The organism is Leptolyngbya sp. FACHB-60, assembly GCF_014695775.1.
Classification (GTDB): domain Bacteria; phylum Cyanobacteriota; class Cyanobacteriia; order Phormidesmidales; family Phormidesmidaceae; genus Nodosilinea.
The window spans coordinates 122302-138500 of the sequence record NZ_JACJOX010000022.1 but is presented as its reverse complement, the minus strand read 5'-3'; the positions used below and the strand labels follow the sequence as shown (position 1 = coordinate 138500).

At 52.8% G+C, this 16199-nt stretch carries 11 protein-coding genes and 1 tRNA gene; 3 read left to right on the top strand and 9 right to left on the bottom strand.

Annotated elements, in window-relative coordinates; all coding sequences use genetic code 11:
* Positions 1–7 precede the first annotated feature (7 nt).
* Positions 8–856 carry an Npun_R2479 family HD domain-containing metalloprotein gene (locus H6F57_RS08610; RefSeq protein ID WP_190628650.1) on the bottom strand — a complete coding sequence of 283 codons (849 nt, stop codon included), beginning with the start codon at positions 854–856 and terminating at the stop codon, positions 8–10.
* A gap of 301 nt (positions 857–1157) precedes the next feature.
* Here H6F57_RS08610 and H6F57_RS08605 point away from each other — a divergent pair, with 301 nt between their 5' ends.
* Together H6F57_RS08605 and H6F57_RS08600 are read left to right on the top strand one after the other, a co-directional pair.
* On the top strand, positions 1158–1418 hold the full coding sequence (locus tag H6F57_RS08605; protein WP_190794994.1) for a hypothetical protein: 261 nt from the start codon (positions 1158–1160) through the stop codon (positions 1416–1418).
* 150 nt (positions 1419–1568) lie between these two features.
* Positions 1569–1640: transfer RNA gene (locus tag H6F57_RS08600), tRNA-Gly, on the top strand.
* A gap of 75 nt (positions 1641–1715) precedes the next feature.
* Here the strand turns inward: H6F57_RS08600 and H6F57_RS08595 are convergent.
* From H6F57_RS08595 to H6F57_RS08570, 6 genes are all read right to left on the bottom strand, one after another.
* Complete coding sequence (locus H6F57_RS08595; RefSeq protein WP_190794993.1) at positions 1716–3431, bottom strand: sensor domain-containing diguanylate cyclase; 1716 nt, start codon at positions 3429–3431, stop codon at positions 1716–1718.
* A 909-nt stretch (positions 3432–4340) separates the two neighbouring features.
* The gene (locus tag H6F57_RS08590; protein WP_190628655.1) at positions 4341–4790 is read right to left on the bottom strand and encodes a YaiI/YqxD family protein; all 450 of its coding nucleotides are present in this window, start codon (positions 4788–4790) and stop codon (positions 4341–4343) included.
* Between the two features lie 61 nt (positions 4791–4851).
* The gene (locus tag H6F57_RS08585; protein WP_190628657.1) at positions 4852–5259 is read right to left on the bottom strand and encodes a DUF4259 domain-containing protein; all 408 of its coding nucleotides are present in this window, start codon (positions 5257–5259) and stop codon (positions 4852–4854) included.
* Positions 5260–5473: 214 nt separating this feature from the next.
* Positions 5474–6337 carry a hypothetical protein gene (locus H6F57_RS08580; protein ID WP_190628658.1) on the bottom strand — a complete coding sequence of 288 codons (864 nt, stop codon included), beginning with the start codon at positions 6335–6337 and terminating at the stop codon, positions 5474–5476.
* Positions 6338–6763: 426 nt separating this feature from the next.
* The gene (locus H6F57_RS08575; protein ID WP_190628660.1) at positions 6764–7639 is read right to left on the bottom strand and encodes a DUF2267 domain-containing protein; all 876 of its coding nucleotides are present in this window, start codon (positions 7637–7639) and stop codon (positions 6764–6766) included.
* Between the two features lie 73 nt (positions 7640–7712).
* Positions 7713–8003 (bottom strand): hypothetical protein, encoded by a 291-nt coding sequence (locus tag H6F57_RS08570; RefSeq protein WP_190628661.1) that lies wholly within the window; start codon positions 8001–8003, stop codon positions 7713–7715.
* Positions 8004–8620: 617 nt separating this feature from the next.
* Here H6F57_RS08570 and H6F57_RS08565 point away from each other — a divergent pair.
* Complete coding sequence (locus H6F57_RS08565; RefSeq protein ID WP_190628663.1) at positions 8621–12955, top strand: PAS domain-containing protein; 4335 nt, start codon at positions 8621–8623, stop codon at positions 12953–12955.
* Positions 12956–13030: 75 nt separating this feature from the next.
* Here H6F57_RS08565 and H6F57_RS08560 read toward each other — a convergent pair whose 3' ends face one another.
* Together H6F57_RS08560 and H6F57_RS08555 are read right to left on the bottom strand one after the other, a co-directional pair.
* Positions 13031–14677: an alpha-amylase family protein gene (locus tag H6F57_RS08560; RefSeq protein ID WP_190628665.1), complete on the bottom strand. Its 1647-nt coding sequence runs from the start codon at positions 14675–14677 to the stop codon at positions 13031–13033.
* Between the two features lie 224 nt (positions 14678–14901).
* Positions 14902–15861 (bottom strand): TIGR03885 family FMN-dependent LLM class oxidoreductase, encoded by a 960-nt coding sequence (locus tag H6F57_RS08555; protein ID WP_190628666.1) that lies wholly within the window; start codon positions 15859–15861, stop codon positions 14902–14904.
* Positions 15862–16199 lie beyond the last annotated feature (338 nt).

Here is a 16199-nt window from a genome sequence, read left to right as displayed (position 1 = left end):
GACGGTATCAGGTGTGGATTACGGTTTGCTCGTTCTCCACCATAAACACATTTGAATAGAGGTTAGCAATTATTTGCTTACCTTCTTGGGTGAGCGACAGATAACGCAGCCCATCTTGAATGTAGGGATGCACCACATTCCAGTAAAACTTGGGGTAATTGGCCCGCAGGTCGCCGGGGTGATCGTAGCTCAGGTACTTATTCTGACCGGTTTCCTCAAACTCGTAGTACAGCGCCCCAATCTTCTTCAGATAGCGAGGGTCGCTGAGCTGGCCGATTAGGTCGGCCGCCCGCACCAGGCCCGGAAAGTGTTGGGTATCTTGGTGATCTTCCTCTTTGGGCACCGGAAAGCGAGTTAGCTCAATATTGCGCTTGATAGCGTCGGCTTCGATCACCGGGTTGCCACCGAAGCGTTCTTCAATAAACCGCTTGCCCCGATCGACGTGATAGGGGGTGAGGGAAGCATCAGAGGCACCGGGCTGGAGCATGACCATTTCGTCGCCCTGACCGGTGGCGTAGAGGTGGTTGCGGTCTTGGTCACAGCGGCAAACTCCTTTCACGTAGCCAATGTCATGGCAGACGAGGGAAATGATGAAGTGCATCCAGTCCTTGCAGGTGACGCCGCCTTCGCGAATGTGCTTGCCCCGCAAAATTTCTTGGCCCACTAGAGCGACTAGAACTGTGTGTTCAACGTTGTGGTAGAGCGCGTCACTGTTGGCGATGTTTTCAAGCGCCATGCTGCCCGCCCAGGCAATGATGTCTTCGTAATCAGGGTTTTGGCCGCCGTAGGTGCGGTGGTAACCCACCCGCAGCTTGTCGACAAAGTCACTGATGAGGATTTCGGTGGCGTTAAACATTCCCAAGACCTGCCTTATTAGAGTCGAGCCGTTGGCGTGAGAGAGCAGTGACGACGGGGTGAACAAAGCTCACGCAGTATATATCTATGCTATTAGACCAAACCTTCCCCATTCAGGTGTGTGATTCGAATCAGTAAAAATTATGAGCTTGGCCCCTTTAGAAGGGCCGAGAAGCCAATTTCCTTGATAAACCAAGTGATCCCAAGGCCATGGGGCTTGAAGTGACAATGGAAAAATCAATATTTCGTAACCTATCTAGCCGACACCGGCTATTGAGTGACGCCAGCGAGAAGGCTTTGCCTTGTCGGCAACTTGTCTACGCCTCCGGCCGCTTTGCCTTGGATCTGGCGATAGCAGTGGTGATGGTTTCGCTGTGCTGGTGCTGCTCTACAGCCGCTTCGTTTTTGGCCGTGACCGAGACGGTGCCGCTCGCCCCAGACCAAGGAGCAGGAGAGAAACCCGCAACTTTGTAGCGATCGCAGCGCTGGGTGGCTTTACCACCTCTACCCTGCTGACCCTGATGGTGCCGGTGTCGTTCACCTACATTATCCTGAATAAATAGGGCGATCGCAACATTCCTAGGCCGTTTTAGCAGCGCCCCTTAATTCCGGCCAGCATTCTGGACCAGAAACCTCGATCAAGGAATATACCTTGAGCAAATAATCGTATAATGAAATTTCGCTAGCGATGTTTCTCGCTCAGTGGCATCCCTGCGGGTGTAGTTCAGTGGTAGAACGTCAGCTTCCCAAGCTGAATGTCGTCGGTTCGAGTCCGATCACCCGCTTTTTGCGATTTTTTATGAGACAAAAGTCTGCAACGTTAATATCCAGATTTGATATCAGGGTAGTAGCGATCGCGATTATTGAGAAGGTGCGCAAACTACCGTATCGCGCCCTTTAGCCTTGGCTTGGTACAACGCTTGATCCGCTTGACGAATTATATCTTGCACTGATTGACCAGCCTTTGGAATCTGGGTAGCAATGCCTAAGCTAATCGTGACGTAGGGGTGATCTGTTTGCATACATTCATTTGGAATCTTTAAATTTTTAACAGTTTTTCGAATCTCTTCGGCAATTTTGACTGCCCCTATTTGATCTGTGTCGGGCAAGATTACGGTAAATTCTTCTCCACCATAGCGAGCTAGAACGTCTGAAGAACGCTTGAGAACAAGTCGAGTTGCCTGCGTGATGTCGATTAGACATTGGTCGCCTGCTAGATGTCCATAGCAATCGTTATAAATTTTGAAATGGTCAATATCAAGTAAAATTAGAGATAGATACTTTTCAGTTCGTAGCAGCCGCTTCCATTCACTTCTTAAAGACTTGTCAAAGAAGCGCCGATTTGAAATTTGCGTCAATGAATCGAGATTGCTCAATTCTTCTAGCTTTTCGTTAGCCTGCTTGAGAGCTTGAAGGGCCTGGTCTAGTTGCTCAGCCTTAGAATCAGCTTGAGATAGTAAATCGGCATGACGTAGCGCGACGCTAAATTGAGCCGCTAATTGTTTAATAAAATTAATTTCAGCTGAGTTCCAAATGCGGGGGCGATCGCACTGATGAACGCAGAGCAATCCCCATAGCGCAACTCCTTTGATGAGGGGCACAACAACTTGGGCCTTAACCTGAAAATTTTCCAGCAATTCTACATGGCATCGGTTTAGTCCAGCCTGGGAAAGATCTGATATGACCTGCACCTGACCCTGTTGATATCGGGCCGCATATTGCTTGCCAAAACAGTGATCGCTCACTTTAAGCGCGATCGCTGAGTCGTATTCTGGTAATACATTCTCAGCAACAAACTCTCCGGAGTTGTATTGTGAATCGATATCAAACTGAAAAATAGCCACTCGATCGGTCTGCAAAGCTTTTCGAACCTCACGGGCAGTCGTTTTAAACAACGTGTTGAGATCGAGCGACTCACGAATATCAGCAATCAGTTTAAACAAAATCTCTTGTTGTTCATTGAGTAGCCGCAAATCTTCAGCCTTGCGTTCGCTTCTTGCCATTAGTTCGGCTTGCTTTACCGCAAATCCGAGTTGATTTGCGACTTGCGATAAAAACTGAATTTCCTGATCTTGCCATTGATAGGGTTTTGAATGCTGATAGGCAGCCAGCACTCCCCATAACTTTTGCCCAATAAAAATGGGCGCTGTAGCATAGGCACGAATGCGGAACTGCTTCAAAATATCTATATGGCACTGTGACAGACCGGCAGTATAGATATCAGAAACTACTAAACACTCGTTGGCGCGATATCGGCCTCCCTGATGCTCCTGTAGGTATGAATCGTTCCAGATAGTATTTTGCCCTAGTGTGCCAAAATCCCAACCTGGTTCAGCAAATTCAAAATCTCCAACGAATTCTCCCCCCCAATTATCGAAAAAGCGGTAGACGGCAATTCGTTCAATGTGCAGTAGTTTACAAGTTTCTTTGGTGGTGGTGCGAAAAATTATGTCTAAATCCAAGGACGCCCGAATCTTACTGATTACTTGATAAAGCGCTTTTTCTTGGGCATCAATAGTTTCGAGCTGATAGCACTTATTCTGGAGCTGAGCCTCTAGCTGATCGATAGTTGGCATGTTACCCACTCGGCAAGCCAAGTTAGCAATTAGCTTTGCCAGTGGGTTTAAGAGAGCGCGAAACTTTCTGTGGAGCATACTGTTAAAATCAGTGCTTACCAGAGCTTTAAAATGATGGCCGAGCTATTATCAACACGGAAAATTGCCTATTCTATGGAGAGTAGCGCTACAAGAGGCAATGTATTGCACCTTACATTACCCCTCGTACATAATCCTGCTCTTTAGGCTCTCATATCCATCTCTATCACTAAGTAAATTTCTGTGTTTTTTGGTTAAGTCTTGTAAGCAGACCACCTGTTTTTAGGAGGAATGGGTGGTCTGCAAAGTCTAAATTTAGCTGCCAACGATCCTGGAACATAATCCGTTTCTCTAAACGTAACTGTGGGCGATAAGGCTACGGATCACGTTAGTCGATGACCTTCATTTTGGTTTTGAACTGGCTTCTACAGGCAGCAGGCTAGCCTTTGAGCCTAGCCTGCCGAGAATTATTTTAGCCGCTTGTCAGTAGGCTATCTGCTATTTAAATTGGGTACAGCAAGATCACTTGCACTGCCTGGCCGTTGGTTTCGCCTATTAAGATCTGGCCAGCCTATTGTTGCTCGGGGCCAAAGTCAAACGCCTTTTAGCCCAAGGATAGAAATAAAAGCCGGCGGCTATAGTCGTTAAAATAAGACGATTTTGGTCAAGTTCCATAGCTGTTTCTTAAATTGCCGATGGTGGTTTTGCCGCTAAATCTATGATGCAATACCACCACTTAAGGCTTTCTTTAATTATTCTTAAGTGATTTATTTGGGGTCAGCTATAACTGCCGATTGCTACTACCAAGCAGTAAATCTATGCCACTTTAAACCCGCAATATTGAGAGGATGTGAAGGTTGTCGCGACAGACAGCAATCGGGCAGTTAGCGCTTATTTTATATGCTTGGTCAAAAAGCGATCGAGTTGGTTGGCAAACGCTGCCGTATCGCGCTGGTTGAACGGGGGAGGTCCGCCGGTTTCTACCCCGCCGCTGCGAAGCTCATTTAAGAAATTTCGCATGGACAGGCGCTCTCGAATATTGCCGCGATCATAAAATTCGCCTCGGGGGTTGAGAGCATAGGCTCCTTTCTCAATGGCTTCAGCCGCTAGGGGAATGTCTGCGGTAATCACCAGATCGCCAGATTGCAGGTGCTGCACAATGTAGCTATCGGCAACATCTAAACCCGATCGCACCAGTACAGACTCAATGTAGGAAGAACCTGGAATTTGTAGCTCTTGATTGGCGACTAAGGTGGTCTTGATCTCAACTCGTTTGGCAGCCCGAAACAGGATCTCTTTAATCACATTCGGGCAGGCGTCGGCATCAACCCATATCTGCATAATGTATGTGCCTGTGAGCGATGACGAGAAAGCTTAAAATACAGATTACTTCAACTATTATTCATTCACCAAGGCGCGATCGCAGATTTTCCACCGACCCTAACCAAGCCTCGTAATCGCCGCTATCTTGCCATAGTTCTAACATCTCCGAGTCTTCGCTCAAAATGCGATCAATGGCTGCCCGCGCCCGCGCCAGTAGTTCAGGCTCCGGCTGCACATTGACCTGCGCGATCCAAGCGTCAACCGGTTCGGTGTAGGCATTGCGATCGCCCCAGTTACCGTTGAGCCGGGCAATCACCTCAATGGCTGCCAGCGCGATCGCTGCATCCGCCGCGTCTAGATAATCGCTCCCGGTTAACGCCCCGTTGATAGCGGCTTCGACCAGCGATAGATCGTCAGATTTTGCCAGCTCAAAAGCCCAATCGGCGGCGTCATCATTGCCAAAGGCGTCGACTGACCAAGTTCCCATGTCACGCTCCCAGATAGCCACTCAATGACCAACTCACCCGATCATAAAACGAATGGTTAGGTTAATCGCCTGCGCTCTAATCCCACTGAATTGAGGAGTAGAGCGTTAGCGATCGCATTGACGCTGACTCCTGGTTGCGTGCGGTGTTTTGTCAGCAATCCTTAGGGATGCAGCACGCTATGCCCTCAAGGATTGCTGATCTTGGCTCCGGTGTTTACTGAACCTCGGCTGTAAGCTCGCTCCAGGCTTGCACTACGGCTTGAAGCGCGGGTGGAGCATCGTCGATGGCCAGGTCAATGTAGGTGGTTTCGTACTGCATGGCCGATAGCTGCACCGTGGGGTAATCAGCAAAGGCCGCGTCGGTGATATAGCGCAGGCGATTGAGGTTGGGGAAGCGCTGGTTTTCTAAAACCTGTTCAAAGGCCGCTACTTGCTCTGCCGAGAGTTGCCGTTCTGACACAACCTTGCCGTTCTCTTTCCGCAAAAGTCGGCCGTCGGTTAGCAATATGGTCTCAAATTGGGCACCAGTTAAGCTCCCCGATTCGACTGAGCGAAAGATGTGCGCTTCGGGTTCTGCTTCCGGCTCTCCCATCACCGGGGGAATAAAATCGGGAATGAGACCGTTGCGGCTAATGGCCGTAGGGTTTTGCACCATTTCTCGGCCATCTTGGCGGGCATGATAAACCCAGCTTTGATCGCCATCGGTAACGACGAGGCGCAGACCCGAAATAGCAATCATGGTGCAGAACTGATCGGGTTTATAAATGCCCATGCAGCCATCCCAGGTAGTGGCTTCGGCGGCGGCAATGCGCAGGTCAGAAATGGGGCGACCGACCTCGGCGGCAACGGTTCGCAAGATGCGGCGGTTCACCGGTCGGGAAACTAAGTCTTCAACCGTCACCTCTTCCCAGTTTCCTGGACGAGGCTCTGGCCGGATGGGGCGGGGGTCACTCTGCCCCAGAAGCTCACCGGATCCTGAGGTGGGGCCGATACAGGCCGCTGCCATGCCTTGGATTGCGATCGTACCTAGCGCCAGCAGCGCAATTAGAGTTTTAGTCGGACGAGGTAAGGGAGCCATAATCTCAACACTGTTTTGCTTTGCTCCATTACCATAGCCAGATCCTCGGAGCTGCAAAGCGCGGTTACAGAATCGGTTACAGGATTGGCTCAAACAAGCAAACGAGTGGATGACCAGGGGGTGCGTGAAGGGCTGCGACGGGGGCGGCCTTAAGCCGCAATTTATGGCAAAAGAACGGAAGGAAAAGAACAAGAAGTGAAAAAATGCTCGATAGGCTAGAATTTTTGGCGTCTTTGGCCTTTCTAACCCAGATTTCACCTGCTACGGGCAAAAAAATGCCCCTCAATAGGGGCATAAGCGCTAGCGATGTTGAGCAGGTTAACTGTGACAAGCGATTCCTTAGCGCAGCGCACCGCTCTACTGAGGGGATGTTTTACCGCAAGTGGTGCGTCACGCTGGGCGATAACGCACCTTACGAGCATTGCGCTAGGCTGCTTGCCAAATTTCGCGCACTTTACCTTCCGGTAGCCACTCGGCAACTGCCTCAATGCGCTCCTGGGAAAGCTCATCTTTGGTGGCTGAAAACACGGCGGAGACCACAATTTCCGCATTCACCGTCTTCGGCACACCCGCTTCGTTATCCACCCGCGTCAAAAAGAGTTTAGAGTCGATGCCCAGCGGTGCTGGCCCTTTGAGGGGCGGACGAATGCGGCTCAAAAAACCGACAATGGGGTTTCTGTCTTTCCAAAGGTCAGACACTTCCATCTGCAAAGCTTTTTCGTCGGTCGGCAGCACGTCATTGTGCAGCTCATCCGCCACGCGGTCAGCCTCAGCTGTGGACATCACATCTCGCATAACCCGAAAGACTGTTTCGGTAATATCACGAGCGTCGTAGATGTCAGGCAGACCACCCTTAACTTTGACCTTTTCTAAGAAGGGCGTGTGCTCGTTGAGCAACGGCACCGCTGGCCCTTTGTCGAGATCTTTAGGAGGGTTTTGCTCCATGTCTTCTAGCATGCGCTGACCCTTTTCAGTCAACGTAGCTCGCTTAAACTCAATCAGGTGAGGTAGAGGACCGTCTGCGGCACCGTAGGTGTTGGCCACGCGAAAGCCCACCTCGTCTGAGTCTACTACGCTAGGCACATCTTCCTGGTTGGCGTAGGCATTACCGCTAAATTCGGCTTTGATATACTGCCTCTGATTCAGATAGTCTAAATGCCCTAGTAGATCCGACTCGGTTAACCCTAAACCAGTAAAGTCAGTGGAAGAAAAATCAATGTCTCCCTGTTGGTTTTCTTGGTTGAATTCGTTAACCTTGTTGAGAATGATAAACACCACATCATCTCGAATAGCAATTGGCATGTCGCCTCCTTAGTGCCTTTTTATTAAATGTAAAATTCCATTTGGTAGTGTTGCTACCTATGTAGACGGAGCGCTATTCTTCAACGTACATAGGGGGCTCAACGGCAAAGTTATTAATCCTGCCAGATTCATCGATAACAAAGCCGTGGGAGGTTGGCAGAGTTCCCTCTTCTTGGGCAGCGTAGTCTGCTATCTGCTGCCGATTTTTTTCTACATCGACATTGGACGGAATTACTTCGTCGGCGGGGTTGACGTCGGTCGACTGAGCCGTTTGTACAGCCCACTGATTGCCGGGAGCCCCACGACCTGGTTCGGCCTCTTTAGGATTGCCAGCGTGGTTAGGATGGTTATTTTTGTCAGTCATAATGATGAGTAATGATTACAGCTGCCGCAGGGCAAAGACCTATCATGATTAGCTGCGATCGCCCGATCTAAACAGCTGCGGTATTCTGAAGAGATGTTAACGCGGCTATCATAAAGCTCAGCACTGTCATTAGGAGCAGATCACAATCTGGCTAACCTCATCCTTTAGCAAGATTGTGATGTGCGATCGCGCCTAGTTCTGCCCGTTGTATCCCGCAAAGAGCACAGCAAATTATTAGTTGGCTATTACGTTAAATAGGTTAAAGCGGTAGCTTAAAAACCAGTTGATTTTTCTTTTGCCACAGCTAAGTCGTGAATTCTAAGTCGCTTGATGTAGTTAGAGGTTCTACCACTCATCGGTGGAGCTTAGACGGAGCGATAACCTGCTTCCTTGATAGCGCTGTCATACCTAGCACTATCTTAAGTATTTATTCCCTTAGATATATTCCTGTCGTCGTAGTGGCAATATAAGATTCCTTCAGCAATTTGCGCCGATTCGCCCTGCTTTTGAGGTTTACAGCTTTTTTAAGGCTGTGCTTGGCCTGATAGTCAGCGATTGTTATGGGCGATCGCCCACTAGAGTGAGGCCAACTCAAGGTTTGCACTATCAGTCTTGCCATGACATCCCCAGAGCGGACAGTTTTATTGGTCAGTAGCTCGCCTGGGCAGGCCGATCGCTTGAGGCCCATGTTGCAGCACGAGGCAACTATCTCTTACCGAGTGGTTGAAGCCCCATGCGATCGCCCGATTAGCCAAGACCAGCTGCTACAGGTCGATGGCATTTTGCTCGATCTTCACCTCTCAGATGGGGATGGCGTAGACCGGCTCAAGCAGCTGCGACCCTTGGGGGGAGAAGCATTACCTATAGTTGTTGTAGGCGAGGATGATCTTAAGACGGCCGTGGCGATCCTCAAAGCTGGAGCCGCCGATTATTTGGTGAGAGATCAGCTCACCCCGGAGGCACTGGGTTTAGCGCTGGAGGCGGCGATATTCAGAGGAAAGGCTACGCGAATTGCTCCCGAAAGCTTAAGCGATCGCCCCACCCCCTCATCCTCCCAGCCACCCTATGCAGCGCTAGCCGCCGCCCTGCCGCAGATCGTGTGGACGGCCGATCGCACTGGGGCCATCAACTACTGGAATCAACGCTGGTATGAGTACACCGGCCTCAGCGCCGCCGAGTCGTTGACGGGGGGCAACTGCCTGCATCCCCATGAATATGACCCTACCCTAGTCACGTGGACTGAGGCGATCGCCGCAGGTCAGACCTTTGCCGTCGAGCACCGCTTGCGCCGCCACGATGGCATTTATCGCTGGGTGATGAATCGGGGTGTGCCGACGCGCGACCCCGATGGGCAGATCGTGAGCTGGGTTGGCACCATGATCGACATTGATGACCAAAAGCACCTAGAAGAGCGCCTTCAGCTAGTAGTTCAAGCGGTGAATGGGCTGGTGTTTGACGTTAGCGAGGTGAGACTAGAGGGGGAAGATCGCGTTTACCGCTCTGAGCAATTGTTCAATCTGATTGGGGTGCCCGCCGACGAGGCCCCGCCCACATCGCGGTGGTGGGAAGACCGCATTCACCCTGACGATCGCGCGCGCGTGCGCCACCGTATCGAGGAACTTTTCGCCAGCTCTAGCCAGCTCTACGAGTCAGGCTATCGGATTCGCCACCAGGATGGTCGCTGGGTCGATGTTTGGGAGCGGGGTTGCCTGGTGCGCGACGCACAGGGGCAGGTGGTGCGGGTGGTGGGTTCTACGGTCGATATTAGCCAGCAGCAGGCAGCCCTGCGCGATCGCAACCAGGCCGAACTGCGGCTGCGAAAGGCCCTGATTCAGCTTGAATCGGCCCTGTCTGCTGGGTCGGTCTACACCTGGTGCTGGAGTATTCGCAGGAATCGGGTAGTGGCTAACCGCAGCTTTGCCCAGCTGTTTGGCCTTGACCCCGAGCGCGTCGCTGCCGGGGTCCGCCTGGAGAAATTTATCACCATCATTCACCCCGACGACAGGGCACGGGTGGCGGCAGCCATTGACCAGGCGATCGCCACCAGAGAGAGCTGCACCGCCGAGTTTCGCATCTGCAATCCCCAGGGTGAGGAGCGCTGGGTAATCGCGCGTGGGCAGGCCGAATATGACAGCGAAGGCAATGCCGTGATCTTTCCCGGTGCGCTGGCCGACATTAGCGATCGCAAACGCATCGAAATCGCCTTAGAGCAAAAAAATCAGGAGGCCGAAGCCAGCCAGCGCACCCTCGATGCCTTGATGGCGTACATTCCTGAGGGCATCACCATCGCCGATGCGCCCGACGTGCGCGTTCGCCAAATCAGCCGCTACGGGCAACAGTTGATCGGGCGCCCCCTAGAGGAACTTGAGGGCCTGCCCGCCACCGCCCATCCAGAAGCCTGGAAAGTCTTTGCCCTCGATGGCAGCCCCGCCGCCCCTGAAGCCCTGCCCCTCACTCGCGCAGTTCAACAGGGTGAGGTCGTCACCAATGAGGAATGGCGGCTGCAAACCGCTGCTGGGCAGAGCATTACGCTGTTGTGCAACGCTGGCCCCATCTACAACCAGGAGGGCACGATCACGGGCGGCATTATCGCCTGGCGAGACATCACCGAGTTTAAAGAGACAGAAATTGCCCTGCAACGCCACCAGCAGCACTTAATTCTGGCGATGGCAGCGGCCCGCATGGGCAGCTGGGACTGGGATATTCAGCTCGACGCGGTGCAGTTTTCTGATAATGTAAAGCGCCTCTTTGGCCTCGATCCTGAGCATTGTGATGACTGCTACGCGACGGTCATGGCCATGGTTCACCCCGACGATTTGCCTCGGGTCGAGCGTGCGCTCCACGATGCGGTCTATGGGCAAGCCGAGTACAACATCGAGTTACGGGTGATGAGGCCCGACGGCACGGTGTGCTGGATCTTAAGTTTGGGAAGGGTTTTCTATAGTGCTATGGGCGTCCCGCTCACTATGACAGGCATCAACATCGACATTACCGATCGCAAACAGGCCCAGCTGACCCTGCAACAGACCACTGAACGACTCAATGTTGCCCTCAAGAGCGCGCCGATTAGCCTCTTTAACCAAGACCTTGACCTGCGCTACACCTGGGTTTACAACCCCACCCACGATCTGACTAAAGACCAGGTGATTGGCCAGCGCGACGAAGATTTGGCCTCGCCCGAGACTGCGGCCCAGCTCACCTACCTCAAGCGCCAGGTGATCGCCACTGGCGTCAGCCTGCGCGAAGAGGTCAAGGTGGTCGCCAACGGGCACGTCGCCTACTATGACCTGACCATCGACCCCATTTACGACGACCAAAACGCCATTGTCGGCGTCACCTGTGCCGCCGTTGACATCAGTGAAAGACTTCAAATCGCCACTGAACGCCAGCAGGCCACAATGGCCCTGCAAGAAAGCGAAGACTGCCTGCGCATGGCGATCGAGTCGGCCAACATGGGCATCTGGGACTTGAACATCAGCACCAACCAGCTGACCTGGGATGCGGGCTGTAAAGCCATTTTTGGCCTTCCCCCCGAGGCCGACAGCAGCATGGAGCGGTTTTACGAAGGGCTGCATCCCGACGATCGCGATCGTCTGCGACAGATCATAGCGGCAGCGTTCAACCAGGAGAGTGGCGGCAATTACGATGTGGAATATCGGGTGATCGGCCTGCAAGATCGGGTAGAACGGTGGGTGCGGGCCAAGGGGCAGGCCTATTTTGATGGTGACGGCACCCCCCTGCGCTTTACCGGCACCATCCTCGACATTACCCAGCAAAAGCAGGCCGAAGTCGCTCGCGAACAACTGCTGCGCCAAGAGCAAGCCGCCCGCGAAGCCGCTGAGCGAGCCAACCGCATTAAAGATGAGTTTTTGGCAATTTTGTCCCACGAGCTGAGGTCGCCCCTCAACCCAATCTTGGGCTGGGCCAAGCTGCTGCAAACCAAAAAACTCGATGCTGAGAAAACCACTCGCGCCCTCGAAACCATCGAGCGCAACGCCAAGTTGCAGACCCAGCTGATCGACGACCTCTTAGATATCGCCAAGATTTTGCGCGGCAAGCTCAAGATCGAACCCGCCTCGGTCGATCCAACGTTTGTGATTGAGGCGGCGATCGAAACCGTTCAGGCCGCAGCGGATGCCAAAGCCATTCGCATTCAGACTGATTTGCCTGACATTGGGCCGATTCAGGGCGATGGGGCTCGCATTCAGCAGATTGTTTGGAACCTGCTGACTAACGCCATCAAATTTACCCCTGAACAGGGCCAGATCACGATTCAGCTGACCCAGGTAGACCGCTGGGCCCAGCTCAAGGTCATCGACACCGGCCAAGGGATTCGGCCAGAATTTCTACCCCATATTTTTGAATCCTTTCGTCAGGCGGACGCCTCGATTACCCGTCAATTTGGGGGTCTGGGTCTGGGTCTGGCAATCGTGCGCTACCTAGCAGAAGCCCACGGCGGCACCATCAGTGCCGACAGCCCCGGCGAGGGCAAAGGGGCCACGTTTACCGTGAGTTTGCCGCTACTCAGCTATCGCCCCAGCCACCGGGCACTGCCCGTTTTGTCGAGTCAGATTGACCTAACCGGCGTGCGCGTCATTGCCGTAGATGACAACCCCGATGGGCTAGCCCTGCTGACGCTGCTGCTGGGCGAATACGGAGCCGAGGTGATCGGGCTTGAGTCGGCCGCCGAGGTGCTCAGCACCCTGGCCAGCTTTCAACCCCATGTCTTGGTCAGCGACATTGGCATGCCCGGTATGGATGGCTATGAGCTGCTTCGGCAAATTCGCGCCCTGCCGCCCGAACAAGGGGGGCAGGTACCGGCGATCGCCCTTACCGCCTATGTGCGCGAAGAAGACTCCCAAAAAGCGTTAGACAGCGGCTTTCAACGGCACCTGTCTAAGCCCATCGAGCCCGATGCGATCGCTCGGGCCGTCGCCCAGCTAGTGTCGTAGCTTGGGTTTATGCGATCGGGTAGGGCACATCTATAGGCTGAACAATCGCCAGCTAAGCTCGAAAAAAAGCGCTCTTTAATCAGACGCATGCCCCACCTGAAACCAGCGGTAGCCATACCCAGTCAGGTGAATATCGTAGGCAGGATCTGAGATCATATCTTCCGGCTGATCTTCAAATAGATCGATTAGGCATTTGCCCACGTCATCCTTCAGCATTAGCGTGGCCTTGCAGTCAGATTCACTAAAGTTGTGCACCGCGATCACCGCCTTGCCCTGCCACTCGCAGCGGTGGGCAAAAACGCTGTCATGGCCAGTGTCTAACAGTTGCGATTGGCCCCAGCCAAACTCTGGGCATTCCTTGCGTAGGCGAATCGCCCGCTCCATCCAGTTCAGCAGTGAGTTCGGAGTGCGCTGCTGGGTAGTGACGTTTAGCTGCCTGTAGCTGTAGTCGCCGGTAGAAACCACCGGCAAAATCACCTGGTCAGCAGGCGCTGTAGAGAACCCGCCGTTGGGTGCCTTGGACCACTGCATGGGGGTGCGGGCGGGATTGCGTTCGTCTAGCGATAGATCGTCGCCCATGCCCAGCTCTTCGCCGTAGTTAACCACGGGCGTTCCGGGCAGGGTGAAGAGCAGACTGTAGGTGAGCTTGAGCCGTTGCAGATTGCCGTCGAGCAGCGGCGCAAACCGGCGACGAATGCCGCGATCAAAGATCCACATGGTCTCGCGATCGGGGGCAAAGGCTGCCGCAATTTCGTCCTGCTCGTCGGAGGAGAGTTTATCTAAGCTCAGCTCATCGTGGTTGCGCACAAAGTTGGCCCATTGCCCAGCGGGCGGCGATGGAGGTAATTCCTTCATCGCCTGGGCCAGAGGGGCTGCTGATTGGCGGGCGAGGGATAATACTAGATGTTGGTTGCCCCAAAAGTTGAACAACATCTGCATGCGATCGCCATTGCCAAAATATTCAGGCAACTTTTCTAAAGACTCATTGGCCTCGGCCAGCAAAATGGCATCTCCTCGCCGCCATGACAGAAAATCGCGCAGTTCATTGATATAGATAAAGGGATCTTCGACCTCTTCAAATACGTTGTCGGCCTGCGTTAGCTCGATTAAGAAAGGGGCGGCGTCGATGCGAAACCCAGACACTCCTAACTCCAGCCAAAAGCCCATCATCTTTTTGATTTCGTCCCTGACTTCAGGGTTAGTAATGTTTAAGTCGGCCTGGTGACTATAAAATCTATGGGCGTAGTAAGCACCTACCTCAGGTTGGTAGGTCCAGGTCGCCTTTTGCAAACCTGGAAAAACAATACCTTCCTCAATATCTTTGGGTTTTTGCTTTGACCAAAAATAGTAGTCAAAATACTTTGAGTTTTTGTCTTTAATTGCCGATTGAAACCAGGGGTGCTGGTCAGAAGTATGATTAACCACCAAATCGATCAGGATACGAATGCCTCGCTCTTTGGCGTGACGGGCAAATTCAACAAAATCGCCCAGCGAACCCAGCCGAGGATCGACAGTGTAGTAGTCCATCACGTCGTAGCCGTTGTCTTTGTTTGGCGATGGGTAAAAGGGCATCAACCAAACGCAGGTAATTCCGAGGCCAGATATATAGTCTAAACGCTGGGTTAGCCCGACAAAGTCGCCCACCCCGTCCCCATTGCCATCCATGTAAGTTTCTACATCAAGACAGTATAGAACCGCGTTTTTGTACCAAAGATCTAACATAGGAAACCTAGATAACCTGACATATAGAGAAAAGAGCGAAAATAGAAGAGCAAAGAATGAAAAGTTATTAGTAAGCTTGGTTTTTTGCTGTGAGGTGTCCTGACTTAGATTTCACCTACTATAAGAGTTAGTTCTTAGATGCACCTTGGCTTTTGCCCAGGACATGACCCACTAAGTCCTGGGGAGTCGTTTGCTCTGCGCAAAATTAAACTCCCCTTGCTCAACTATTTGAGAAACGGCAGTACTTTCTCGCCAAAGACCTCAATAAATTGCTGCTGTTCTCGATTGACGTTGTGCAAAGAAATGGTTTCAAAACCTAGCTCTATATCTTTTTGCAACCACTCAATGTGCTGCTGCGGGTCAGCCGCAACGCGCACATACTCGTACATGTCGTCTGGTTTGACAAAGGTGGCAGCGTCATCGAACTGGCTAGGCACTCTAAAATCGGATAGCACTTGACTTTCGAAAATATTGGTGCGCCACTGGTCGTAGGCCCCTTGCAAAGCCGTTTCTTGATCTGGGGCGTAGGAGAGCTGCACCTTTAAGTACATAGGTTTGTGCTCACCGCCACCGCGCCGAAAGGCCTCAACCACCTCTCGCAGTTTGTCGTAAGGGTGGGAAATGGTAATCAGGCCGTCAGCCCAGCCCCCTACCCACTCGGCGGTTTTAGGGGTGATGGCCGCCCCCATAATGCGGGGTGGATTGGCGGGGCGGGAGTAGAGTTTGGCCTGTTCTACCTGCACTAAACCGTGGTGGGTAACGGTTTCACCAGCCCAGAGGGCGCGGATTATATCGACGCATTCTTTGAGTCGGGCGTTGCGCTCGGCTTTGATTGGCCAGGGCTGGCCAGTAATGGCTTCGTTCATCGCCTGGCCGCTGCCCAGGGCAACCCAAAAGCGATCGCTGAACATTTCACCCAGGGTGGCTGCGGCCTGGGCAATGATGGCGGGATGGTAGCGCTGACCGGGGGCACAGACAACGCCAAAGGGTAGTGAGGTCGCATGCATAGCGGCCCCTAGCCAAGACCAGGCAAAGCCGCATTCTCCCTGACGCTCGCTCCAGGGGTGAAAGTGATCGGAGGAGGTGACGGCGGTAAAGCCAGCCTGTTCGGCCTGCTGAGCCCAGCCCAGCAGTGCGCTGGGGGCAAACTGCTCATGGGAGGAGTGATAAGCAAATTTCACCATGGATTTATAGCTCTGAGCTAGGTTTTGTCGGGCCGGTATAACCTGGGATCTATGCCCAACAGTTTTGCAAGAGCGCGGCTATTCAACATCTACCAAACGCGGTAGTTAAGCACTTATGGGGTTTGCCGACTAAGAACATAGGCTTATTGCAAAGCGAACAGTTCTCGGGCGGCGGACAAGGCTGGGTGTTGCTGAGTTGAAGCATGAATTTGGGTAGGGGCAAACGGCCGTTTGCCCCTACGAGAGACGTTGCCGTTTTGATTTAAATCCTGTACCTAGCGGCGGATAGGAGCGCGATCGCGCCTCTGCCGAAGTGCCTACCGCTATACAGCCGTGCC